The sequence below is a fragment of the Paenibacillus nuruki genome, from assembly GCF_963311185.1.
GTDB lineage: Bacteria > Bacillota > Bacilli > Paenibacillales > Paenibacillaceae > Saccharibacillus > Saccharibacillus nuruki.
The window spans coordinates 3,486,433-3,510,713 of sequence record NZ_OY725677.1 but is presented as its reverse complement, the minus strand read 5'-3'; the positions used below and the strand labels follow the sequence as shown (position 1 = coordinate 3,510,713).

Below are 24,281 nucleotides of genomic sequence, written 5' to 3'. Positions count from 1 at the left end.
TGTGATAGACCAATCGATATAAAGAGATGGGGTAATAATAATGAGGAATAGTACTGTTCGCCAAAAAGGATTTTTGGTTGTTATTTCGTTTCTAATGATGTTTGGTATCCTGCCCAATGCTAGTTACAGTTATGCAGCGGCTACAGATCAACCAACAGTCATCAATGTAGCATTATACGATTATGTTCCTGATCCAGAGCGTTTTCAGCAAGCCGTAGTGAAAAATTGGGCAGAAGTTGAGCCTAATGTACGCTTGAATTTTGTCAAATGGGATGGATATGAAGCTGATCCAGATGCGAATGTAGATGTGTTCGTATTTGATGCGATCTTTTTATCTCATTTTGTAGACAAAGGATACTTGAAAGCGATACCACAAAATAAAATTCAAGATCGCCAAGATATTATTGATTTTGCTATGGAAGGATGTACAGTAAATGGAGCAGCCTACTGTATTCCGCAAATTGTGTGTACGAATTTATTATTTTATCGGGAAGATGATACAGCCCTTGCCTCTGTCCGTAGTGTACCCGACTTATATCGCATTTTAGGTGAACGACAATCGACAGGCGTTATTCCTGACAATAATGAAGGGTTGCTGATTGATATGTCTGGCGGTACTACCAAAGCAGCTATGTACCTTGATGCGTTGTTAGATACTCGTCAAGAATATAGCGATTATACCGTTTTACCTGACCCTAATACATTAAATTCAAAAGCATTTAAAAGTCTAAAACAATTACAAAAAATGGGTGGTAAAGATCAAATTGAGTACTGGCCTGACAACAACGATGCTTATATTCGAGCAGATTGGTTCCGTAGCGGTATAGGTCGTGCATTTATTGGATATACAGAAGCAATGTCTAGTATGGGTGATTATGCAGATGATGTGAATTTTAAAACGATCTCCATGTCCAATAAGACAGATATTCCTGTGTTTTATGGAGATATGGTTGGTGTGAATTCGGCTATTACAGATCCTGCCAAGCAAGACATTGCTATCAAATTAGCAAATGTGATTACAGCTAGTCAAACGATGGTAGATGCTATTTCTCCAAATGAAGCTAAAGTGTATCCTCAATATTTGTTACCTGCAAGACATAGTGTATATCAAAAAATGCAACAGCAATTCCCGATTTATAGCCAATTGATCCCGATTGCTACTCATCCCGATAACAAAATATTCAAAATGGGACCAGATGCAAGAAATTGGATCGAACAAGCCAAAGTCACTATTACAGATCGCTTAGCAACAGTGGCTGTGCAGTAACCAAAGCTACTTCTATTCTATTGAGATTAGGAGACGGATGATGAAAAAATTACTAACGATTGCAGGCTCTGATTGTAGCGGAGGCGCTGGCATACAGGCAGATCTCAAAACATTTTCAGCGTATGGTGTATTCGGTATGAGTGTGATTGTATCTGTAGTGGCTGAGAATACAGCTCGTGTGATCAGTATTCAGAATATCACGCCAGAAATAATCAGCGATCAGATTGATGCAATCTATGAAGATATCGGCACAGATGCTGTTAAGATTGGTATGTTATCGGATCGTGATTGTATGGAAGCTGTTGCTTATAAGCTTAAGCAGTATCGTCCTGAACATATTGTGATCGATCCTGTCATGTATGCCAAAAATGGAAGCCCATTAATGAAACAAGAGGCAGTAGGTACATTGATTCGAGACATTTTACCACTTGCCGATATCCTGACACCTAATATTCCAGAAGCAGAGCGAATTACAGGGATAACGATTGAATCGATGCAGGATATGGAAGAAGCTGCTAAGCGAATAGCCGATCAAGGCGTACGTCATGTACTTATCAAAGGTGGGCACTCACTTGGCGATGAAGCTACAGATATATTATATGATGGTCAGCAGATGTATTATTTTACAGAAAAACGAATTTCTACTTTGAATACGCATGGTACAGGATGCACGTATTCTTCTGCTATTGCAGCAGGGCTTGCATTAAGTGGTGATTTGCACGAAGCGGTTAAGCAGGCCAAAGCTTATGTAACCACGGCGATTCGTCATTCGTTGAATCTGGGTTCAGGTCCCGGCCCTACGCACCATTTTTATGATTTGTATCAACATGGATTGCGTCAGAGTGATTCAACCAAGCTCAATTAATAAGGTGAAGCTATCCAGTGAAGGATAATGAAAATATCGAACAGATTAGAGGGATGTCCTTTAATCTGTTCATTTTTTACCCTATTGGCATTTTAAATAGACAGGCAATACAAAGCGAATAAGGAGACAAAGAAGTATGCAACGAAAACCAAAGCGGTCTAAACGAAACAAAGAGAAAAAGCTAGAATCTTTTTTTGCACACTGTATTAGATATTTTCTTCTGGTGGAGATAGGGCGAATTGTAGCAACCAAGGTAAAATAACAAGCAAAGAAAGTAATCATTTTTATGTATATCGTTTGACAGCTTTGATTTAAGGTTAAAGTAATAGAGAGCGACGATACTAAAGTAGTGTACTTTATTGTTTCATACTCAAAATTTTTTTGCTAAAAATTTGATTGTGCACAAAAAAGTTGTATACTATGTATTGAGTGGAGTATATAACTAACGATTGCATTCGTTTCATATACGTAATACATCTTAATCTTTTAAAAATATAAAACTTCGAAGGAGTCGATTAATATGACTAAAAAAGTATTGTTAGTAGCGACAAGTGCTACAGAAATGAACGGACACCCAACAGGACTATGGTTAGAAGAATTGGCTGCACCTTATCATGTATTTCAAGATGCAGGCGTAGAACCTACGATCGTATCGGTTAAAGGCGGTAAAGTAACACTGGATCAAAACTCTATTCCAGACGGTATTCCTGCTGAATTTCAATCGGTAGCAGATATGCTTGAAGATACTAAAGCTCTTGCAGACGTAAATGTAAGCGACTTTGCAGGTGTATTATTTGCAGGTGGACACGGTCCTATGGTCGATTTCGCAAGCAACCCTGTGATCGCTCAATTGATTCATGATACAGAATCACATGATGGTGTTGTTGGCGCTGTATGTCATGGCGTTGGTGCATTAGTAGATGTGAAAAAAGCAGACGGTACTTACTATGTACAAGGCAAAAACATTACAGGTTTCACAGATGAAGAAGAAGATATGGTGAAATTGACTAAATATGTTCCTTTTCTATTAGAAAGCAAATTGCGTGAGCAAGGTGCAGCATTTGTAGCCGCTTCTGCTTTTGCAGACCATGTTATCGTTGATGGCAAATTAGTAACAGGTCAAAACCCTGCTTCTAGTGAAAGCACAGCGAAAGCGATGCTTGAATTGCTATAATTGTTAACTTCTCCTTTATATCTATAGATATATTTAAAAAAGCATCAAGCCTCTGGATTTCTTCAGAGGCTTTTTGTTTTTCAGATTTCTTTTTACCGATCACATCGATGATATCTCAAAGATTATATAAGTAAATATATACGTATGCAGATAGATAAACGATTGTGACAATGATGCAAATAAGATAGACTGACTTTAACTGTAATCAAGATACGATGCATATTTTGTAAATAGAAGCTTGTACAGGTCAGGAGGAGCTACGATGAGAGAGCAGGAAGAACGTCGCCGTGTAGGGATTATGGATATAGGATCGAACTCGATTCGTCTGGTTATTTATGAAACAGGGGATGGAGGCGGATATCAGGTTCTCAAAGAATGTCGAGAATCTGCTCGTCTAAGTGCAATAGTTACACCTGAAGGAGATATGCCACTTGAAGCGGTCAGTGTGATCGTTCCTGTTCTAAAACAGTTTGCTGAAGTCAGTGTAGCGTATGAAGTAGAAGAGATTCGTGCTGTGGCTACAGCGGCTATTCGTAATGCGAGTAATGGCGAAGAAGTCATCGACTACTTGAACCGTGAAACTGGACTCACGATAGAACTGTTACCGGGTGAAATGGAAGGGCATTACGGCTTTATTGGCGTAGTTAACCGGATCGATATCGAAGACGGCTATATTATTGATATTGGAGGCGGAAGTACAGAGATTACTTTATTCCGTGATCGTGCTCGCGTTTCCAGTGTGTCTTTTCCTTTCGGAGCTGTCAATATGAATGTGCGATTCGGCAATGAAACGACCGGGCGTTGGGAAGAGTCTTCGGTTGAAGAACTTCGACAACTGGTGCTAGATGCCGCGCAAAAGCATGAATGGATTAGTGAGCACCCTGATCTTCCTATGGTCGGTCTAGGTGGAACGATTCGTGCTGTAGGTAAAATGCATCAACGTAAATTAAAATATTCTCTGGAGCAGATTCATCATTATACGCTAGAAGCAGAAGATACTGACTATTATTATCAACAGCTTCCAGCTATGAGTAATGATCAGCGCAAACGCATTGCCGGTCTATCCAAAACTCGTAGTGATATTATTGTACCCGGTGTTATTATTTTGAATACGTTATTCCGTTATATGCATTGTTCTCATTATGTGATTAGTGGAACAGGTCTACGTGATGGATTGTTCTTCGAATGGGAACGTGGCAAAGACAATGCGATTGTCGAAGATGTGTTGGAATATGAGATCGGTGCAGCTTTACACGGAGAGCCCTTGCCCCGTCAACGCCATTTACGCTGGGTGCAACAGTTATCTTCTGAACTATACGAAGCACTTGGAGAAGGTCAAGGAGACGTCTCTAATCGCAAAATCCTACGTACCGCTTCTTTAATGTATCGGGTAGGTATGAAAATTGGCTATCATGACTTTGAAGAGCATACTCGTTATCTATTAACGACTCGTGCTGTAGCTGGACTTAATCATCGGGAAACGGTTCTAGTCGCATTTATCGCTATTTTCGGCAGTAAAGGTAAAATCAAAAAAAGAAGGATCTCTACCGAGTACGCCGATATTCTTCATCCTAAAGACGAAGAACGTATTCGCCGCTTAGGCGCTGTTCTTCAATTAGCTGCTGCTATGGATGTGAGCGAAACGCAACCTGTTGATCGCTTAGTCGCTGTACGCAAAGGAAGAGACTTCGAGCTGACAGTTCACTGTCATACCGAAGCCTCTATGGAAACACATGAAATTACGGAAGCGGTTAGAGATTTGGAGAAGGAGTGGGACGTAAGAGTGAGACTGGTGGTACATATGGTTTCCAAGAATTAATTTCCCACGCTTTAAATTGACTGCGTAACGGAGGCTTACCGTTATCAAATCGCTCATAACTGCCACTAGGTAGTAGCAATCTAGCTTTGATATTATCCTCAAGGATAAGAGCTAGAATGCGCTGCATAGTGGCTTTTGTGTTTTTATCAAACAATGGACACATCAGCTCTACACGACGGGTTAAATTACGAGTCATCCAGTCTGCACTAGATAGCCAGATTTCAAGATCGCCACCATTTTCAAAAGAATAGATCCGTGAATGTTCCAGATATCGATCGACTACACTGCGAACGGTAATGCGTTCACTCAAGCCAACGACACCCGGACGTAAACAGCACACTCCACGTATAATTAGATCGATATTCACGCCTGCTTGAGAAGCGATATATAACTCGTCGATAATTTGTTGATTGGATAACGAGTTCATTTTGGCAATAATGCGTGCAGGTCTACCTTTGCGTGCATGTTCAGCTTCCCGTTGAATCAATTCGATAAATTTATTCATCATCGTATCCGGCGCAACCGCTACGGCTTGCCATTCATGACTTTCAGTATAGCCTGTAATATGGTTAAACACTTCTGATGCATCTTCACCAATATGAGGATTTACCGTTAACAGACCAATATCGGTATATGATTTAGCAGTAGACGCATTATAGTTCCCTGTACCGATATGAATATAACGTTTGAGACCATCGGCTTCACGGCGTACCACAAGAATTAATTTGGCATGTGTTTTGAGTCCAACTAGACCATAGACCACATGACAACCTGCTTTTTCCAGAGTACGTGCCCATGCAATATTACGTTCTTCATCAAATCTAGCTTTAAGTTCAACGACAACCGTTACCTGTTTACCCGATTCAGCAGCTTTGGCGAGCGCTTGAATAATCGAAGAACGTCCGCTTACACGATACAACGTCATCTTGATTGCCATGACATCATCATCTTCAGCCGCTTGTTCAATAAAATCACTGATTACATCAAATGATTCATACGGATGATACAGCAATACATCACGCTCTTTAATGACGCTGAAAAAGTCGGTATCACTGCCTTCTGGAAATTCAGGGGCATACCGTGGAATCTCTGGTGGATAGCGTAACGATTCATGATTTTGTATAGAGTCCGAGAATGGTAGCAAAAATCCAAGATCCAAAGGTCCATCGATTTCATACACGGCTTCAGATACATCGAATTCTTCCTGTAACATACGAAGTGCAAAAGGATGGAAATCTTTTTCAACTTCGAGACGTACAGGTGCACCACGACGACGTTTGCGTAGTTTATTTTCAATTTCTTCTAGCAAATCTTCCGCTTCTTCTTCGTTAATATCCAGATCGGTATTACGAGTCAAACGGAAAGCATTTACCCCTACAGGTTGATAGCCTCCAAACAACGTATGAATATGATGACAGATCAATTCTTCAAGCATAATATACTGTTGTTTTTTGCTGTTTTGACGGTGAGGTAAAGAAACCAATCTTGGAAGATTAGAAGGAATCTGTACGATAGCAAAGTAGAACGCATCATGTTCATTCTCAGTAATGGGTTCACGACCGCCATGCTCTAGCACGACAGAAAGGTAGACATTCAATCCATGTACCAGTGGGAATGGACGACTCTGATCGACTGCCATCGGTGTCAATACAGGGAAAATAACATCTTCATAATAAGTATCTGCTGCTTTGCGCTGAGCGATACTAAGATCGGTATAACGATTCACCGTAATGCCCTGTTTACCAAGTAGACGCATCAGTTCACGGTATGTACGATATTGAGTATGAACCATTTTTTCTACTTTTTTGGTCAAACGTTTGAATAGACCAGACGGAGTATAGCCGGTAAAGTCTTTTTTGAGATAACCTTCTTTAATTTGATTGCGAATACCAGCAACACGTACACTCATAAATTCGTCTAGATTACGGGATACAATGCCCAAAAATTTGATACGTTCTAACAGGGGAGCGTCTGGATCTTGAGCTTCTTCCAGTACCCGGCTGTTGAATTCGATCCAGCTTAGATCACGGTTAATATAGCTTGAGTGAGTAGGATGGTTCACTTGTTTATTTTCCATAATGCCTCCGCTTAATCTTTGTTATCCAACTATATTCTTTATCTAGTGTAACTTGCAGTATGTGTAATTCCAAATCATACGAATACCTTTGTCATAAAGTGTCAAAACAACTCATATAGAGTCATTATAACGTGCAATTGTTAACGCTGTGTAAAGGCTGATTACCATTCGTTCCATAAATTAGGGCCATTCACTTTACCAATCGCTTTTTTTTGCGTACGTCCAAAGTTAAAACCATGGGTACGCAGTTCATAACCTTCTTCATTCAGTATGTCTGGAGAAATCGTTTTTTGCAATTCAGCAACTGAACGGGTGAGATAACCGGGCTTGTGCATATTAACAAGTAATAGATCATGATGTAAATGACTCAAACATTCGGCTAATGTCATTAAGTATGTGCTCCTTCAGATAATTACATCGCTTATTTTTAATATATTACCCTTGTCGCTTGTTTTTGATAATAGGCTAATGATGAAAAAAATACCCGATCACTTCATATGCAGATGATTCAAGCATAGAGGCAATCAGGTATTGGTTATTCTTTTAAATTCAGAATATGTTTGAGTTCGGTATGAGAATTCACATTCAGACGTGGTAAATGCATCAGATCATCACCAGGATGAACAAATCCAGGTCTGACAGTAAACGCCATCCGATATCCATTTTCACGTAACGTATAGATCATTTGATCCTGATACTCACCATACGGATACGCAAAGTAAGGTGTATCAATCTTTGTTTTATTTTTCATTAATTCAATATCATTTTTGAGACGATCATTTTCTAGACCCACCGCAGCGGTATCTCCACATTGAATCGTATTTTTGTAATGAAGATTGTACGTATGACTATTATATTCAAATACATCTTTGGTCGCTTTCATTTCTTTGCGTGAAATGGTTGTTTTTTCTTTAGGTAGAAATTTTTGTGTTTTGCTTTTGAGCTTGGTACCTACGATAAAGATCGAAGCATGGAATCCGTATTTCTTCAATACAGGATAGGCATAGACCACATTGTTCTGATAACCATCGTCAAATGTAATAACCACTGTTTTTTGAGGTAACTGGATCTCCCCATTCACATATTGCTCCAATTCAGACAAGGTTGCTGTTTTGTAGCCTTGATCGTGCAGATATTTCATTCCTTTGCTAAATGACTCCAAGCTCATTCGAGCATTATTTTTCTTTTCTACATTATATTTCTCAGGCACAACATAGTGGTACATCAGTACAGGAATCCGAGCAGCTTTGCCTTCAGGAGCCGTCTTAATCGATTCAGAAGCAGATGCTACATTATCTTCGCCTGCATGGAGCAAGTTAGCAAAGAGGTCATTCTTGGTATCGTAGGAAGCTTTACAAGTCTTATAAGAAAAAGCTGAAGCATGTGGATACTTTAAGCTAAGTATGTAAAACGTAATCACAAATGCAATAGAAATATAGAGCATGATTACAAATAAATATCGAGCTCGCATCACTATTTCTCCTTTCTAAGCGCTTGGCAGTATAAGAGCGACTAAGTTCAATACAGCAATGATTTTTATATTATAAAATATCTTACATTAGCGCTTGGCAGTATAAGCGCTGAGATCATTCTATATCTAATATCGGCTTCGTCAAACTAAAATTTTATGGTGCTGTGGTTCTATGTTCTATCCCGGTATTAAAGGAAATTTCTTCTGCAAACGCTTTACCATAGCGCATTTTCAAAAGTTTGTCAGTGATATAATTCACTTGGTTTGGAGAGATGAAGGAGTATAGTTGTCTGTAGTGATAAGTATCACATGGCAAAATATCACGTCAAAGGCTTATTGTTGAATCTATCAAGCAAGGTCTCTCTGTCGGTCAGGAATATAGAATCGTAGACTGTAATTATTCCAAAGGATGTGTTCATTATGGCAGATTTCGTCAGATCCGTAACTTCACCTAGAAAATTTATTACAGGTCAGCACTTATTATCCAAACTCAATGATTATACTCGTGGTTATGGTGATCATGCTTATGTCATTTGTGATGAATTTATATTAGAACGTGCGCAAACAGAAGCAGCACCTACATTTACAGCTGCTAATCATAAAGTACATTTTGAGAAATTCGAATATGAATGTACCAAAGAAGAAGTGATGCGTCACCGTGAATTAGTACAGCAATCCGGTGCGAACGTTATTATAGGTATTGGTGGCGGTAAAACGTTAGATACAGCGAAAGCGACTGCTTATTATGAGCAACTTCCTGTAGTCATTTTCCCAACGATTGCGTCTACAGATGCGCCTTGTACCGCACTTGCTGTGATTTATAAAAAAGATGGTTCTTTCGATGAGTACTTATTCTTACCGAATAATCCAGATACCGTGCTTGCAGATATGGGTATTCTTGCAGGTGCACCTGTTCGTTTCTTCGCTGCGGGTGTGGGCGATGCGTTAGCGACTTATTTTGAAGCTCGTGCTTGTTATGCTTCTAATGGAGATAATCTTGCTCTGATGAAACCAACAGCAACCGGACTTGGATTGGCTAAATTATGTTATGAAATGTTGCTTTATAATGCAGTGAGCGCAACCAAAGCCGTCCAACAAAAAGTTGTCACAAAAGCAGTCGAAAATACCATCGAAGCAACGATCTACTTGAGTGGAGTAGGTGCTGAATCTGGTGGACTTGCCGCGGCACATGCGATTCATAACGGGATGACTGCTGTTCCTTCGATCCACCGCGCTCAACATGGTGAGAAAGTCACATTCGGATTGTTAGCTCAATTGGTATTGGAAAACTCTCCGAAAGAAGAGTTCGAAACCGTAGTTAATTTGATCAAAGCAGTCGGTCTACCATTAACACTTGAAGATCTAGGTATGACTGAATTTGTAGAAGCAGAATGGCGCCAAGTGGCTGAATCTGCATGTGCACCGGACGATACAATGGGTCATATGCCTTTCCCAGTAACCGCAGACGATGTCTACAATGCGATTGTAGCTGCTAATGCAATCGCTCAAACGTACAAATAAAGAGTACTTTTAACAATACATGCAACACGTATATCTAAATAAAAAGAAGCCTTACCTTAATACACAGGTAAAGGCTTCTTTTTTGATACGAATAAATAAGTGACTATCATTAGATTAAGTATCATGAACTGAAGAATTTGATACAAAGCTGTAACGACTAGCAGTCCATGAAATGACGAAAGCCACGAGAGCCAGTAGCATTAATACCCAAGGAAGGGCTAGACTTCCTACCGATAAAAGTAGAAGTCCACCGAGTGCTGCACCACCGCTTATCGCAAGATTCCAAGAGGTGACAAGCATAGATTGTGCAACATCGGCTTGTTCACCAGTAGTTTCAGCTAAAGCCGTCTGTAACAAGGTTGCCGCTCCTCCAAAAGTAACACCCCATAATACGACACCCACCATAATAAGGATAGCGGAATGACTGCCTATGCCCAAGATAAAAGCAGCTAAGGTGAAAATAGCAATACTTATAAGCACTAATTTACGTAACCAACGATCAATTAAAGCTCCCGTAATCCAGATTCCAATAATAGAAGTGCCACCAAATACAAACAAAACAACATCTGTACGTTGAGCTAGACTGGTAAAACTTAAATAAGGAGCGATATAGGTATACAATATATTATGTGCCAATACCCAGATAAACACGACACTTAAAATAGGACGCACGCCCGGAAGGCAAAAAATAGTAGCTAACGAATAACGCTGAGAAGTCGTTTGCCCTTTTACATTAGGTAATTTCCAGTAAATCCAAAAGATCAATAGAAAAGAAAGTAGAGACATCATGCCAAATACCCATCGCCAACCTACAAAATTACCTAGAAATGTACCCAGCGGAACACCCAGAGCAAGCGCAATAGGCGTGCCTGACATTGCGATCGCCATCGCCCGTCCTTTTAACCGATCCGAGACGAGCCGTCTTGCATAACCTGCAACCATTCCCCATAGAATCCCTGCGGCAACACCTGCACCAAATCGGGCAATCACGGTGATCAAATAACTAGAAGATACCGCTGTAATTGTATTGAAAAGCAGAAATGCTACAATACAGACAAGTAGCAATGATCGCCTAGGCCAGTTACGCGTCAACGCAGTCAGCGGAATAGCTGCCAATAGTGAGCCTAGAGCATACCATGTAACTAATTGTCCGGCAGAAGCTTCTGAAATCCCTAAGCCGAAGCTAATCTGAGGTAACAAACCCGCAGGAAGTGTTTCGGTAAGAATACCAATAAAGCAGGTCATCGCTAGAGCAAGCAAGCCTGCCCATGGCAACCGATCTAACGGTACAGGCTGTTCTAAAGCATCAGTAGATTTGGTGGTAGAGTGAACCAAAGATTTTATTATTGTTGTATCTTTTGAAATGTTTTGCTTTTGCTCCATTATCGTTCCCCCCTTTAATGTAAACCTTGCTACTTCATAGGTATATATTTAGTATAATGAATAAGAAAATGTGGTTACATATCAAAAACAAGTTATTTAATTGTAGTTACTAATGAATTACAAGTAATTGATATCTAAAAATTTAATTGTATAGGAGACCGTATATGGATCACACAGATCAGCAGATTCTTGCTATTTTGGAACAGGATGCAAGAGTATCGATGACTCAATTAGGCAAATATGTAGGATTAACTCAACCCGCAGTGACGGAAAGAGTCAAACGTTTAGAAGAAAAAGGGGTTATTAAAGAATTTCGAGCGATTATTTCTCCTGAGAAAATTGGAAAAAGTGCAACAGCATATATCTTATTCAAAACAGAAAAATGTACACCTTTTTTAGAGTTTTGCCGTTCTGCTCCAGAAGTGATTGAATGCTATCGTATTAGTGGTGAATACAATTACATGCTCAAAGTAGTCAGTGATTCGACTGCATCTATCGAAGAATTTGGTAATCAATGCGATTTATGGGGACATTATATGATTTTGCTAGTGATGTCTGCTCCGATTGAGTTCAGTGGATTGATTTCTTCTCTACAAACAGAAAATCTTTTAGTATAAATAGGTAGTGTATGTATGAATATAATAAAGTAACAGAAATAACCCCTCTTCTAGTATGCAGAAGAGGGGTGTTTATTGTTGTTTTTAAAACATACCATTTTCATTTACTGTTTTGGCAGGGACATCTTGTGAAAGCATCCACATTTCAGCAATCTCATTGTTTTCAACACGGAAGATTTGGACAACAGATTGACCTGCATCGTCAGCATTCTTTTTCATCTGACTTTGGATCAATACCATATCGCCTTCTGCAACCATATTGACGACTGTTGCTGTGCTATCTGGATTGGCACGGAATTGAGAAAGGTAGTTGTTCACCAATGGCTCAATGCCATCTTTCATTTTCACATTATGCTGCACCAAAGATTCACTCACAACACCTGAAGCTGCATCTGTATTATGCTCTACAAAAAAGCTATTAAAGAAGTTACTTACAAATTGAGCATTCGAAGCAACGACCGCTTTATCTGTTGCAGCTACATCTGCGGTTGTGGATGCACTTGGTAATAAGTTTTGGATCATACTAGAAGCGCCTGTTACCGATTGAACGGTGTTCCAGTGCTCTACAATCTTACCATCGGTTACACGGAAAATATCAACAGCTGCTTGACCAGGATCATCCGGATTAGCCATCGGATAATTCATCACAGCCACTAGATCATTTTGACCGATCATACCTTTGACATTTACTTTGTAGTCAGGATTAGCTTTGATAAATGAAGCGATATATGTTTTGAACGCTTCTTTACCTGTAGCGATCATCGGATCATGTTCTTTGTAATCATCTGCAAGATACATATCTATTTTATCGGCTTGATGTCCATTGAGTACATCTTGATACATACTAGCCACAACTTTTTTGTTAGCTACGATTTTGGCATTTTGAGCAGAAGCCGATTCTGTGCTAGCCGGATCCGTTGAAGTAGCACCTTCTGTTGGTGTAGTCGCTTCAGGGTTCGTTGCTGCCGGATTGCCTGTACCTGTATTTTCAGTAGTAGGTGTAGTGGCTGGTTGTTCTGTCGTACTGGAATTGCTTGTACATGCTGCCAGAGCAGACATTAACAAAATGCTGGTTAGGATCAAACTGATTTTTTTCATCATAAAACTCCTTTGTTATAAATAGTGAAAAAACGTCTGCGAAGCAAACTTCACTTTTGGATTGGGCTTGAAGTGTATCCTTTTTCTATTACCCATAGTTCACTATCATATCCCTAAAATGACAAAATCGACAACTTTCACGAATGATCAAGTACAGTCAAAAACCGTCTCCCTATACTAGCAAAGACGGTCATATGGAATATTAAGTTGCACATTCTAGGCAAGTTTTACGATTCGAGCGGAGCCACTTGTTGCCGATAAGCTTCTAATTTAGCAGTCATTTTATCATTCGATTGTGCTGCCAAATCCATTAATCCATGTAGATCGCTAAGAAGAGTACTAGATGGATAATCTTCTGCGGTATCTTCATCATTAAGCACAGCTAGGTACTGTTTTTTAGCGTCAGGATCGATCTTTTTACTAAGACTGTCGAACAGTTGAGTATTATCTGCACCATAAAATACGCTATACACAGCATACTGATAATTTTGCTTCATATCAGCTATACGATGAGATGTTGGATATTTCATTATAAATTGCTCCAAATCCAAAGTACGTTCTAATAGATCATCCCAACCGATCACAATCCCTGCATCTATCATTGCCGGCTGATCGGATTCTTCCGCCATAATATCAATATAGGCATCTATATCTTTGGTGACATAATCGTCATACGCATCGTACTGATCGTAATCAATAATCGGCATATAATAGCCTTCGATATTGACAATGCGATAACCACTTTTTTGGGTGTTAGACAATAACTTTTTGAGCGCAGGTTCTTGAGCGCGCTTGATCATATCGTCCATATCTTCATCACCATACACTTCAGCTGATGTATACATGTTCATTAGTTTTTTTTGAATCGATTCTGTATATTTATTGGTCCATGCATCCATATATTTGTTCTGTGCATTTTCTAATGCTAGAACCAGCGAAGTACCTGTTTGCGGAGATACTTTTTTGATATTCGTTTTGAGATAAGCTGTTGCTTGAGGAAGCTTTTCACTGCTGGTTAACATTTTTTTGAAACGGGTAACTATAGTTGCAGATGGGGATGTTGTTGTGGACGCCGATGCTAAGACTATATTGTTGCTTGTGCTTGTTACAGGAATAGTACTACTGTCAGATGCAGAAGTTATCGTAGTTAGTGTAGGCGCACTTTGCTGACTACATCCGATTGTTTGCAATACTAGCAGACCAGTCACCGTACACAGACCGACTTGTTTGAATAATCTCATAAGTTATCATTCCCCCTCTATTGAAATCACGCTATATAAAGCCTTATTCCTATCCCTACCCTTGCGAATCTGCACTGAATCTAAAGTAAAAACAATGTCATTTCCAGTGTGTGTTCTCTACATCATTAGTCAGATGGTCTGAAAGCATCGTTATGTACAATAAACGTATCAATTGGACAACGTAAAGCTATATTTCACAGTCATGGCTTCGATTGCCGCACGCATAGGAGCTTCAGGTTGACGAAGGAAAGAACCATGACCGACTGCAAGCAGGGACGGCTGGTAATGTAGTAATTTGCGAGCACTTGCCCATGCAGTGTGTTTATCCCATGTAGCGAATGCAGGAAAAGGAAATGCCCATCGCATATGACCAGCCACAGCCAGTCCACCTTTGATCTGAAAAGCATCGCCTACGATTAAATGACGATTCCGTGTATCCAAATAAGCCATTGATCCTGGCGTATGACCTGGCACAGCAATAGACAGTAATGAGCCAATCTGATCACCGTTATCGACTAACACATCAGGAGAAGTGGTGATTCGCTTAGGAATAGAACCACGAATCGGACGTTGTGCTTCATGAGAATCAAGTGTCCTATCCCCAATGATGATACGAGCATCCCGTCTGGGGATATAGACTTTGGCTTCAGGATAATACTGTTTTAATCGATCTAATGCACCCATATGATCGGTATGAATATGGGTAAGCACGATGCGAGTGAGGGGCTTTTCCAGACTATGGATCGTCTGTACAATCCCTTTATAACTGCTAGAAAGACCGGTATCTATTAATGTTAATGTTTCATTTTCTTCTACAAGATAACAGTTCACCGGAAAAAGATGAGCGAACCATGTCATTTGATGTAATGTGCTCTCGCGTTGTACACGCATGTGTGTAATCACCTCTAATCTTCATTTTACCATTGATGGATCAGTGATAGGGGGAAGTTATAATAATATGTAAAAAAATGAAAACGATTGTAATTGAGAATGAATATCATTAAAATAGAAAGGAGATCATTTACTTCAATACAGTACGTTTGTTAAAAGGGGTTAGCGATGAATATAGATCAATATATAAAACTGTGGAATCAAGCTTCGATCCACGTGTTGGATGTTCAGCATCACTTCATTCCATACGAACAGTATGTGTCACCTTATCCTTTACCTGAAAATGGATTTCTATATACAGTGCGTGGACATGCGCTTATTCATGTCGATCATACCGCTTATCCTACAGAGCGATTTCATATGATACATAGCGGTAAAGGAAGTATTCTTCAGATTGAAGTCTTGGATGAATTATTAGAATACTATCTGGTGCTATACCGACCACAATTGTTGCTTTCCAATTCTAATGTCTATGCGTTAACAGATCATCATTATGTATTAGACACTTCCTATGCACTCAAACCACATCATCCCGTGATCGTACACGATAAAATCAAACAATTACAGCAAGCATGGATGCATATCCATCCATTACAAGAATTTCAAGTGCGATCATCCTTTATGCAAATGGTGTACGACATATTGGAACAATTGCAGACAGATCAAGCTCAGAACACAACAACAGACCTTGTGACTCAAGCGATTCGTTATATTCATGAGCATTACGAACTTCCGCTAACGATCGATTCACTTGCAGCTACATTAGAATGCAGTCCACGTCATCTAGCTCGATTGTTTCGTAACAGTGATATTGGTCAGAGTCCGTCTGATTATCTGATTCGTTTTCGTATACAAAAAGCCAGTGAACTGCTTATTCATACAGAGTTAACGTTGCAAGATATTGCGATGAATGTAGGTTATCAAGATGGGTATTATTTCAGCCGTATGTTCAAAAAGTATAAAGGAGTATCGCCTATTCGTTATCGTCAGGAATGTCGTCAACAGCTATGGAGTCCCAATATGACATCCACGATGTCCGATTTCTCTATTGTTGGCTCAGATGTACACCGCTATAGTGATAATGATTCTCAAAATCATACTTTAAGCGGAGGTACTTTTATGATGCATAATCCAATCAGACGTTCAGCAGTGTTAATGCTGCTTCTTAGCTTCACATTATTGTTAGGGGCTTGTTCTACACCTACATCTTCAACGACTCAGGTAAGTGAAGGCAATTCAAATAAGCAAAGTGCAAGTGGAGACAATGCTACTCAAGGATCTACACGTACGATCACTCATGATCTAGGCAGTACTGAAGTGCCTGCTGAGCCAAAGCGTATTATTGTGTTAGAGCAAGGATTCACTCAGACGGTTACTGAATTGGATGTCAAACCTGTCGGTGTAGCTGATGATGATAAGCCTGAACGTTTTCCACAAGATACACTGGCTTATATAGAAGGATATACATCCGTTGGTGCACGTTCAGAACCCAATCTAGAAGTGATGCGTACACTCAAGCCAGATTTGATTATTGCGGATACGAGTCGTCATAGCAATGTATATGAAGAATTATCAGCTATTGCGCCTACGATTGTTTTCAAAAATGATACTGCTAATTATGAAGATATTATGGCTTCTACACGAGCGATCGGTGAAGCGTTAGGCAAGTCGGAAGAAACAACAGCTATGCTGGAGAACCATCAACAACAATTGGCAAAGCTAAAGCAATCGATTAACAGTAATCAATCCGTGCTGATTATTGCGGCTGATGAAGAAGCAAGCCAATCGTTTCAAGTACGCACAGATCAAGCATTCCATTCATCATTCCTGCAAGCGGTAGGGCTAAATTACGCATTAAGTGATACAGAAGAAGTCAGTCAACTGATGACGACAGAGCAATTGTTAGCGATAGATCCAGATCAACTGCTGATCTTAATTAATGAAGACGATCCATCTGTATTAGCAGGGCAAAAAGATAATCTACTCTGGAATCAACTAAAAGCTGTACAAACAGGCAAAGCTCATGAAGTTGAATTGGCTAAATGGTCGAGACAACGCAGTATTCCGGCACTTACTCATATCATGAGTGAAGCGACTACTTACTTTCAATGATTCCAAAATGGATCTTAGCCGTAACTAGCCTAGCGGTCTTGCTGATTCTATTCATCAGCTCGCTTATGATAGGTTCGTCTTGGATATCGTTAGCCACTGTCATCGATTATCTTCTGCACTATTCTACTACAGTGAAAGAACATATTATTTTGCATATTTTGCGGATGCCGCGAGCGATAGCGATGATGCTGATTGGCGCTAATCTCAGTATTGCAGGCTGTATTATGCAAGCTTTGACCCGTAATCCGTTAGCTTCTCCAAGTATATTTGGAATCAATGCAGGCGCTTCTTTTATGATCGTACTCTGTACTATTATTTTGCCAACAGTAAATGGATTGGTTCTTGCCGGAGCAGGCTTTGCCGGTGGTCTTATCACAGTATTGATTGTGCTGATAATGAGTCTAGCGATTCGTGGGGGCAAAGTAGAAGTACGTATGGCATTAATCGGTGTAGTGATTCAAGCGCTGCTATCCTCTTTTACACAGGGATTATTGATCTTTAATGAAGAATCGGCTAGTAAAATCATATTCTGGCTCGCTGGATCAGCAGCAGGAGTCAAATGGGATGAAATTCAATTACTGCTTCTATTTAGCATCATCGGATTCGTTATGGCTGTCAGTCTTAGTCGATCCTTATCCTTAATAAACTTAGGTGAAGATATTGCACGTGGACTCGGTCAGAAAATCTGGACAGTGCGCATTGTAGGCAGTGTGATCGTTATTGTGCTAGCAGGGATATCCGTTTCTATTGTTGGGCCGATTGGTTTTGTAGGGTTAATCGTACCGCATATGACACGCTATCTGGTAGGAACCGATTACCGTCTTGTGATTCCTTTTGCCGGAGTATTTGGAGCGATATTGTTAACACTAGCAGATATCGGTTCACGCTTTGTGAATTTTCCAGCAGAGACACCTGTAGGGATTATAACAGCTCTTATCGGTGCACCTTATTTTGTCTATTTAGCTAGACGGCAGAGCAGGAGTTCATCATGAATAACCTTATCGGTCAAAAGCGTAATCTAATCATCATCTTGATTCTTAGCGTACTAACCTGCTTATTGATGATGATCAGTATTCAAGTTGGAGCAGTACGTATCAGCTGGTTAGAGATCGGCAAAGCATTTATTCAGCGTGGAGATGCTGATCTTACCTATATTATTCTTCATTATCGATTGCCTCGAATTATACTGGCGATATTAGTAGGAAGTGGGCTTGCGGTGTCGGGTCTGGTGGCGCAACAAATCTTGCGTAATCCGTTGGCGGCACCGGATACATTAGGGATTTCCGCAGGAGCTGCACTAGGAGCAGTCTCTACAGTACTACTTTTACCTGTAGAGATGCAGAGTACATGGCTTACATCGTTGACTGCTTTTGTCGGCGGAGCGATCGGAGCCTCTTGTGTATATGGGTTATCGTACCGCAATGGAGTCGATCCCATTCGACTGGCATTAGTCGGCATAGCGGTAAGCGCTTGTGGAAGCACATTAGTCCAGTTACTTATCATCCAATCATCTACGAATACCAATACCGTTCTGCTCTGGTTAAATGGTTCGCTCTGGGGACGTCATTGGGAGCAGGTTATACAATTAGCACCGATTATTATCATTGTTGTGCCTATCATCTGGCTTTTAGCCAAATCGTTAGATATTTTTGGACTGAGCGAAGAATCTTCTAAAGGGCTAGGATTACGTATCGAGTGGATGCGGGCGATTTTGCTTCTGATGACTGTTATATTAGCCAGCGGTTCAGTAGCTGTTGTGGGAATGGTCGGTTTTGTAGGTCTGGTAAGTCCGCATATTGCTCGGCGCTTAGTATCTGGCGGGCATCGGTATTCTGTTCCTGTAGCAGCATTGGTAGGGGCTATCATGATGTTACTGGCAGATGTGATTGGACGGATACTGGCTCCACCTTTAGAATTTCCAGTAGGATTGGTAACGTCTGTGATTGGAGCACCTTATTTTCTATTTCTATTATGGCGTGAATATAAAAGTAAAAACCGTGCAGGTTAATGCTTGATCTGCATGGTTTTTTGCTGTCTATTTATAGGTGGAGAGATAGTAGCAGGAAGATATAGATGTTGATTATAGAGACTGTTTGATCGATAAAGAAGACTTTTTCAATTGTGATTCTGCTTGTTGAATAGCGGTATGCATAGCTCCATAAGGATGATCGATCATATGACCGTGTCCTACAGCAAGTAGACTGGGTTGTAAAGCTAACAATCGCTTAGCGCTTTGTAAAGAAAGCTCTTTGCTCCATGTAGCTAATGCAGGGAACGGGAAGAACAATCGTACAGAACCAGCGACAGCAACACCGCCTCTTGTCTGAAAAGAATCTCCAGCGATAAGCGACCGATCTCTAGTATCAAGCAGCGTTATAGAGCCAGGTGTGTGACCGGGAGTAGCAATCACTTGCAAAGAGCCGATCAGATCACCTTCATGAAGCAAAACAGAAGGACGAGTTTGTAGTTTTTTGGGAACACTGCCTTTAATTTTGGTCTGCGGTTCATGCGAGTCTAACGTCATATCACCGATCATCAATCGTGCATCTCGCTCCGAAACGTATACAGGAACATCTGGATAACGTTGATGTAATGTATCTAATGACCCTACATGATCATCATGAATATGGGTCAAAATAATAGCACCTAATGGCTTACCAATCTGAGCAATCGCTTGTTGAATCCCTTTGTAACTATTAGGTAATCCTGCATCAATTAACGTCAGACTGGACTCTTCTTCGACTATATAACAATTTACCGGAAAAACACCGGGTAAAAAAATAAGTTGATGTAATTTATTTTTACTAACTATTTTCATATCAATCACCTCTTAATTACACTATAAACTAATAGTATTAGTTTAAGCAATAACTATATTCATAATTTTAAATAAATATATATCTTCTTTAACTTAAAAGTTGTTTTTTTCTACTCATGAGTACACGATAATTTAGACATAACCATAAAAAAATACACCATTCTAAAGATAGATTGGTGTACACAAAGGTACCGAATCTCAATAGAAATGGTGTATGGATAGATTTATGATTGTTATTGCGAAGTATGCAAACCTTGTAAAAAGGTATCAATAATCAGTTCAAAGCTTTGATTCACATCTACCTTCAGACCAAATCCACCTGTTCTTTCTAAAGAACTGAATCCATGAAGAACACTACGTAGTCCACGTATCGCATGAATAAGAGCATCGTCATTTAGATCAAACCCTGCGAGCACTTGAGTAAATAACTCTAATACTTGATTCTTCATCGTATCCAATTCTTCATCATCCGTATCAGAAATATAAAGCGTCGCTTCATATAGTCCGGGATGAGCACGGGTAAATTCAAGATAAGCACGCGACATCTCACGAATCGCTTTATCTTCCGATCTGCCTACAGTAGCGTGCATCAGTACATTTTTGAGCTGATCCAATCCAGTTAATGCCATTTCACGACGTAATCCCGGTAGTCCATTCACATGATTATAAAGAGAAGGCGAACGAATACCTAGCTTTTTAGCTAGTATGGTTAGTGTCACTTCATCTAGCCCGTGTTCATCTGCTAAGACTGTGGCTGCTTTTACAATAGATTGGAGATTAAGACCGGCACGAGGTGGCAATGTATAAACCTCCTTCAACTATAACTATACCTATTCGTCATTAATGAATAGGATTCGTTTATCAGCTATACATATTCATCAATTCTTCGTTATTGTAATTTATAATGATGGAATTAGCAAAATAGAACATTAATCTACTCATCTTATCTACTAGAGATCAGCGATGTTATTTGCGCATAAAAATAAATTTCTGTCCAACTACTCCAATCACAAATAACAGTAAACTCACCCACGGTACAATCGTAATCACAGGCATCACTTGACGTAAAAAGATACCTACACCAAAAATCAAAATCAAAATTACCAAGTACGTCAAAATAGCACGAGCATTGATTTGCATACCCGGTTTGGTAGTGTCACTTTTTTCAACAGGTTGATCGGTAAATCGAGTTAGCATTTCGACTAAAGCAATCGAACCGACAGCGACAATAATCAGTGTGGCTACATTAATCTGCCCGACAATTCCTGAATCGCTAATACTGATTCGAAATAGACCCATGAGTGCTTGAATAAGAAAAACCCATGTGAGCGCTATCCAAGGAATCATCAAGTAATACATCGGCTTGCTCAATTGACGCTTTTCGGGTAAATTACGAATTAACATATTGCCATATTCCATCGAATCTTTAGCAAATAACTGTTTGGCGGTTTTTCCTTTTTTCTGTGCATCTAATAAATGATGACCCATTTCTAAAAGTAATTCTTCACCAGCTTCACGATCAATACGTGCATCCCGTACATGGACAATCACATCATCATAGTAATCTAAATTTTCGGGTTTTAACTGATCTCGTACAACATTAATATCTTTAACCATCTGGCGTATTGTGCTCATTATTTATTCCTCCATTCTCATTGTTCGAATCTATTATTTTGCCATACTTTCCTTGCGTTGACAATGATCTAGCGTTAATGATAATATGATTTCAAGATTAAAGCTCATTAAACTGATCGGAATTGTTTATTTAAAAGGAGGAATCATCATGGAACGTAATATCGTCATTCGACATCACGACTTGGATCTGACAGCTAGTATTCATTATCCAGAACAGGAACCGCAATTAGTCGGACGGGGCAAAAGCCGTACACCGCTGATTGTGATCTGCCATGGTTTTGTAGGCAGCCGCATTGGAGTGGATCGCCTATTTGTTAGTACAGCCCGTGAATTGGCGGCTGACGGTTATATGGTGGTTCGTTTTGATTATGCAGGTTGCGGTGAAAGCAGCGGCGAATATGGCAATGAAGGCTTAGAATCAATGGTTGCTCAGACTCGTACTGTACTTGATTATGCGATGACTTGCAGTGATATTGATCCGACACGGGTCACTTTAATTGGTCATAGCTTGGGCGGAGCTGTAGCGATTCTGACATCGGTACGCGATCAACGTGTCAAAAGTCTGGTGCTCTGGTCAGCAGTAGGGCATCCATTTAACGATATCGTCAAATTAACAGGACGTGACAAATACGATCAAGCAGTGATCGAAGGCAAAGCCGACCATCTAGGGTATTCATTTACGCCAATATACTTTGATTCACTTGGCAATTATCAACCGTTTCAAGAAGCCAAGCAGTTTAATGGCGATGTGCTCGTTATTCATGGAACAGGCGACGATGTGATCCCTGTCGATTATGCCTTTCTATATCAGAAAGTATTCTGGACACGTTCAGAAGGACGCTGTGATAAAGAAATCATTTTTCAAGCAGATCATACGTATTCTAACGGCACACACCGACGTGAATTGCTGGACAAAACCCGTCAATGGCTTACAGGACGTGAAGTGGCTCAGACCGATTGGCAACACTGGATGATATAAGCGTTTGGCAATATAAACACTTATATCGTAAGATATTTTGCTATCGCAAAAATCATGTTCGATTGGACTAGAAGAAGTAGCGCTTATACTGCCAAGCGCTTGTATAGTAAGATATTAACCAATTTCTCACTCTTTACCAGATCATTCACCAGTGGTATGGTAAGAAAGAACAATTGAATAGTTACTGATTTCACTAGGGGAGCCTGTTGGCTGAGACGAAAATGGATTTTCGGACCCTTGGAACCTGATCTGGATTATACTAGCGGAGGGAAGTGGAGGCTGAATTTTCACTCAAGTTATGTCTACCTGAATGAATGTTTGACCCATTTGTCTCTTTAGAGATGGATGGGTCTTTATTGCGTTCAGCTCTTATAAGATAAAGCCTAACCTTTTCTACATATAATCCAAATAGAATAGGGTAATCGCAAAATATCTATTTATTACAGGAGGCTAATTAAATGAGCTTTTTAGCAAAAGTACAAGCACAAAATCCACTTGTTCATAATATTACGAATATGGTCGTGACTAATTTTACAGCCAATGGATTGCTGGCTTTGGGCGCTTCTCCTTTTATGGCATATGCCCATGAAGAAGTAAAAGATGTGGCTGCAATGGCAAGTGCTGTGGTGCTCAATATCGGTACGCTTGATCCTTATACAGTCGAAGCTATTCTCCAAGCAGGACGCTCAGCCAATCAAGCAGGTGTACCTGTTGTATTTGATCCGGTAGGCGCAGGAGCAACACCTTATCGTACTCAGTCGGCGATACAGATTACTGAGCATGTCCAGATTGATGTGTTACGTGGCAATATAGCTGAAGTCGCTAATGTCATCGGCGAACAATGGCATATCAAAGGCGTAGATGCAGGAGCAGGCGAAGGAAATATGGTCGAGATTGCTGAACAAGCGGCTCGCCAATTGAAATGTATCGTAGCAATCACAGGCGAAAAAGATGTGGTCACTGATGGCAATACCACCTATACCATTGCAAATAGTCACAGCATCTTAACACGGGTCACAGGCGGGGGTTGCCTGCTCAGTGCTGTTGTGGGTGCATTTATCGCAGTGGCTGATCCTACAGAGTCACAAGAACGCTTAAACGCTGTAGTTGAAGCACTAGCGTTTTACGGCATCGCAGCAGAGATTGCTTACCAACAGACGGCAGGACAAGGTACAGGTAGCTTTCAGATCGAATTTATCAATCAACTCTCTCTAGTCACACCCGATATCGTATCCACCCATTCAAAAATCGCAAAAGTCCAGCGCTTGGCAAGATAAGCGCGACATCTTCTAATCCAATAAAACGTGATTTTT

At 40.2% G+C, this 24,281-nt stretch carries 21 protein-coding genes and 1 riboswitch; of the genes, 11 read left to right on the top strand and 10 right to left on the bottom strand.

Annotated features, from left to right (window positions below; genetic code table 11):
- Positions 1-40 precede the first annotated feature (40 nt).
- The 4 genes from bcmE to RCP16_RS15540 all read left to right on the top strand — a co-directional run bounded on the left by bcmE (position 41) and on the right by RCP16_RS15540 (position 5,125).
- The gene (bcmE, locus tag RCP16_RS15555; RefSeq protein WP_308640747.1) at positions 41-1,267 is read left to right on the top strand and encodes a thiamine pyridinylase; all 1,227 of its coding nucleotides are present in this window, start codon (positions 41-43) and stop codon (positions 1,265-1,267) included.
- Between the two features lie 40 nt (positions 1,268-1,307).
- A complete protein-coding gene (gene thiD / locus RCP16_RS15550; RefSeq protein WP_308640746.1) occupies positions 1,308-2,132 on the top strand; it encodes a bifunctional hydroxymethylpyrimidine kinase/phosphomethylpyrimidine kinase in 825 nt (274 codons plus the stop codon).
- A 520-nt stretch (positions 2,133-2,652) separates the two neighbouring features.
- Positions 2,653-3,306 carry a type 1 glutamine amidotransferase domain-containing protein gene (locus tag RCP16_RS15545; protein WP_308640745.1) on the top strand — a complete coding sequence of 218 codons (654 nt, stop codon included), beginning with the start codon at positions 2,653-2,655 and terminating at the stop codon, positions 3,304-3,306.
- A gap of 262 nt (positions 3,307-3,568) precedes the next feature.
- A complete protein-coding gene (locus RCP16_RS15540; RefSeq protein WP_137225453.1) occupies positions 3,569-5,125 on the top strand; it encodes a Ppx/GppA family phosphatase in 1,557 nt (518 codons plus the stop codon).
- Here RCP16_RS15540 and ppk1 read toward each other — a convergent pair.
- From ppk1 to RCP16_RS15525, 3 genes are all read right to left on the bottom strand, one after another.
- Positions 5,058-7,202 carry a polyphosphate kinase 1 gene (gene ppk1, locus RCP16_RS15535; RefSeq protein WP_069327509.1) on the bottom strand — a complete coding sequence of 715 codons (2,145 nt, stop codon included), beginning with the start codon at positions 7,200-7,202 and terminating at the stop codon, positions 5,058-5,060. The genes RCP16_RS15540 and ppk1 overlap by 68 nt on opposite strands.
- A 161-nt stretch (positions 7,203-7,363) precedes the next feature.
- The gene (locus tag RCP16_RS15530) at positions 7,364-7,591 is read right to left on the bottom strand and encodes a hypothetical protein (protein ID WP_069327508.1); all 228 of its coding nucleotides are present in this window, start codon (positions 7,589-7,591) and stop codon (positions 7,364-7,366) included.
- A 146-nt stretch (positions 7,592-7,737) separates the two neighbouring features.
- Positions 7,738-8,673 (bottom strand): polysaccharide deacetylase family protein, encoded by a 936-nt coding sequence (locus RCP16_RS15525; protein WP_137225449.1) that lies wholly within the window; start codon positions 8,671-8,673, stop codon positions 7,738-7,740.
- 420 nt (positions 8,674-9,093) lie between these two features.
- Here RCP16_RS15525 and RCP16_RS15520 point away from each other — a divergent pair, with 420 nt between their 5' ends.
- Positions 9,094-10,194, top strand: a complete 1,101-nt coding sequence (locus tag RCP16_RS15520; protein ID WP_308640744.1) for a glycerol dehydrogenase — start codon at positions 9,094-9,096, stop codon at positions 10,192-10,194.
- 114 nt (positions 10,195-10,308) lie between these two features.
- On the opposite strand, the gene RCP16_RS15515 is transcribed toward RCP16_RS15520, so the two are convergent.
- A complete protein-coding gene (locus tag RCP16_RS15515) occupies positions 10,309-11,577 on the bottom strand; it encodes an MFS transporter (protein ID WP_371748108.1) in 1,269 nt (422 codons plus the stop codon).
- 164 nt (positions 11,578-11,741) lie between these two features.
- On the opposite strand from RCP16_RS15515, the gene RCP16_RS15510 reads away from it, so the two are divergent.
- Positions 11,742-12,194 (top strand): Lrp/AsnC family transcriptional regulator, encoded by a 453-nt coding sequence (locus tag RCP16_RS15510; protein WP_069327505.1) that lies wholly within the window; start codon positions 11,742-11,744, stop codon positions 12,192-12,194.
- An 84-nt stretch (positions 12,195-12,278) separates the two neighbouring features.
- On the opposite strand, the gene RCP16_RS15505 is transcribed toward RCP16_RS15510, so the two are convergent.
- From RCP16_RS15505 to RCP16_RS15495, 3 genes are all read right to left on the bottom strand, one after another.
- The gene (locus RCP16_RS15505; RefSeq protein WP_308640743.1) at positions 12,279-13,292 is read right to left on the bottom strand and encodes an ester cyclase; all 1,014 of its coding nucleotides are present in this window, start codon (positions 13,290-13,292) and stop codon (positions 12,279-12,281) included.
- A 227-nt stretch (positions 13,293-13,519) separates the two neighbouring features.
- Positions 13,520-14,533: a hypothetical protein gene (locus RCP16_RS15500; protein ID WP_308640742.1), complete on the bottom strand. Its 1,014-nt coding sequence runs from the start codon at positions 14,531-14,533 to the stop codon at positions 13,520-13,522.
- Positions 14,534-14,701: 168 nt separating this feature from the next.
- Positions 14,702-15,424, bottom strand: a complete 723-nt coding sequence (locus RCP16_RS15495) for an MBL fold metallo-hydrolase (protein ID WP_308640741.1) — start codon at positions 15,422-15,424, stop codon at positions 14,702-14,704.
- A gap of 168 nt (positions 15,425-15,592) precedes the next feature.
- Between RCP16_RS15495 and RCP16_RS15490 the strand changes: the two genes are divergently transcribed.
- Genes RCP16_RS15490 through RCP16_RS15480 form a run of 3 tightly spaced genes read left to right on the top strand, consistent with a single transcriptional unit; the run spans position 15,593 to position 19,544 of the window.
- A complete protein-coding gene (locus RCP16_RS15490; protein ID WP_308640740.1) occupies positions 15,593-17,536 on the top strand; it encodes an ABC transporter substrate-binding protein in 1,944 nt (647 codons plus the stop codon).
- Complete coding sequence (locus RCP16_RS15485; protein WP_308640739.1) at positions 17,533-18,528, top strand: FecCD family ABC transporter permease; 996 nt, start codon at positions 17,533-17,535, stop codon at positions 18,526-18,528. Before RCP16_RS15490 ends, RCP16_RS15485 begins: the two co-directional genes overlap by 4 nt.
- Positions 18,525-19,544, top strand: coding sequence for a FecCD family ABC transporter permease (locus tag RCP16_RS15480; RefSeq protein WP_308640738.1), 1,020 nt, complete (start codon positions 18,525-18,527; stop codon positions 19,542-19,544). Before RCP16_RS15485 ends, RCP16_RS15480 begins: the two co-directional genes overlap by 4 nt.
- 72 nt (positions 19,545-19,616) lie before the next feature.
- On the opposite strand, the gene RCP16_RS15475 is transcribed toward RCP16_RS15480, so the two are convergent.
- The 3 genes from RCP16_RS15475 to RCP16_RS15465 all read right to left on the bottom strand — a co-directional run bounded on the left by RCP16_RS15475 (position 19,617) and on the right by RCP16_RS15465 (position 21,989).
- On the bottom strand, positions 19,617-20,354 hold the full coding sequence (locus RCP16_RS15475) for an MBL fold metallo-hydrolase (protein ID WP_308640737.1): 738 nt from the start codon (positions 20,352-20,354) through the stop codon (positions 19,617-19,619).
- Positions 20,355-20,587: 233 nt separating this feature from the next.
- Entirely contained in the window at positions 20,588-21,154 is a 567-nt protein-coding gene (locus tag RCP16_RS15470; protein WP_308640736.1) for a TetR/AcrR family transcriptional regulator, read from the bottom strand.
- Between the two features lie 166 nt (positions 21,155-21,320).
- Complete coding sequence (locus tag RCP16_RS15465; RefSeq protein WP_069327496.1) at positions 21,321-21,989, bottom strand: DUF1129 family protein; 669 nt, start codon at positions 21,987-21,989, stop codon at positions 21,321-21,323.
- Positions 21,990-22,137: 148 nt separating this feature from the next.
- On the opposite strand from RCP16_RS15465, the gene RCP16_RS15460 reads away from it, so the two are divergent.
- Positions 22,138-22,968: an alpha/beta hydrolase gene (locus RCP16_RS15460; RefSeq protein ID WP_308640735.1), complete on the top strand. Its 831-nt coding sequence runs from the start codon at positions 22,138-22,140 to the stop codon at positions 22,966-22,968.
- Positions 22,969-23,153: 185 nt separating this feature from the next.
- A riboswitch (TPP riboswitch) is annotated at positions 23,154-23,256 on the top strand.
- Between the two features lie 170 nt (positions 23,257-23,426).
- On the top strand, positions 23,427-24,245 hold the full coding sequence (thiM, locus tag RCP16_RS15455; protein ID WP_308640734.1) for a hydroxyethylthiazole kinase: 819 nt from the start codon (positions 23,427-23,429) through the stop codon (positions 24,243-24,245).
- Positions 24,246-24,281 lie beyond the last annotated feature (36 nt).

Coding starts and splice junctions, on each gene's coding strand:
- RCP16_RS15485 (WP_308640739.1), top strand. CDS start 17,533: ATGATTCCAAAATGGATCTTAGCCGTAACTAGCCTAGCGGTCTTGCTG.
- ppk1 (WP_069327509.1), bottom strand. CDS start 7,202: ATGGAAAATAAACAAGTGAACCATCCTACTCACTCAAGCTATATTAAC.
- RCP16_RS15500 (WP_308640742.1), bottom strand. CDS start 14,533: ATGAGATTATTCAAACAAGTCGGTCTGTGTACGGTGACTGGTCTGCTA.
- RCP16_RS15520 (WP_308640744.1), top strand. CDS start 9,094: ATGGCAGATTTCGTCAGATCCGTAACTTCACCTAGAAAATTTATTACA.
- RCP16_RS15495 (WP_308640741.1), bottom strand. CDS start 15,424: ATGCGTGTACAACGCGAGAGCACATTACATCAAATGACATGGTTCGCT.
- RCP16_RS15545 (WP_308640745.1), top strand. CDS start 2,653: ATGACTAAAAAAGTATTGTTAGTAGCGACAAGTGCTACAGAAATGAAC.
- RCP16_RS15490 (WP_308640740.1), top strand. CDS start 15,593: ATGAATATAGATCAATATATAAAACTGTGGAATCAAGCTTCGATCCAC.
- thiM (WP_308640734.1), top strand. CDS start 23,427: ATGAGCTTTTTAGCAAAAGTACAAGCACAAAATCCACTTGTTCATAAT.
- thiD (WP_308640746.1), top strand. CDS start 1,308: ATGAAAAAATTACTAACGATTGCAGGCTCTGATTGTAGCGGAGGCGCT.
- RCP16_RS15465 (WP_069327496.1), bottom strand. CDS start 21,989: ATGAGCACAATACGCCAGATGGTTAAAGATATTAATGTTGTACGAGAT.
- bcmE (WP_308640747.1), top strand. CDS start 41: ATGAGGAATAGTACTGTTCGCCAAAAAGGATTTTTGGTTGTTATTTCG.
- RCP16_RS15530 (WP_069327508.1), bottom strand. CDS start 7,591: ATGACATTAGCCGAATGTTTGAGTCATTTACATCATGATCTATTACTT.
- RCP16_RS15505 (WP_308640743.1), bottom strand. CDS start 13,292: ATGAAAAAAATCAGTTTGATCCTAACCAGCATTTTGTTAATGTCTGCT.
- RCP16_RS15475 (WP_308640737.1), bottom strand. CDS start 20,354: ATGAAAATAGTTAGTAAAAATAAATTACATCAACTTATTTTTTTACCC.
- RCP16_RS15510 (WP_069327505.1), top strand. CDS start 11,742: ATGGATCACACAGATCAGCAGATTCTTGCTATTTTGGAACAGGATGCA.
- RCP16_RS15525 (WP_137225449.1), bottom strand. CDS start 8,673: ATGCGAGCTCGATATTTATTTGTAATCATGCTCTATATTTCTATTGCA.
- RCP16_RS15480 (WP_308640738.1), top strand. CDS start 18,525: ATGAATAACCTTATCGGTCAAAAGCGTAATCTAATCATCATCTTGATT.
- RCP16_RS15515 (WP_371748108.1), bottom strand. CDS start 11,577: ATGGAGCAAAAGCAAAACATTTCAAAAGATACAACAATAATAAAATCT.
- RCP16_RS15460 (WP_308640735.1), top strand. CDS start 22,138: ATGGAACGTAATATCGTCATTCGACATCACGACTTGGATCTGACAGCT.
- RCP16_RS15540 (WP_137225453.1), top strand. CDS start 3,569: ATGAGAGAGCAGGAAGAACGTCGCCGTGTAGGGATTATGGATATAGGA.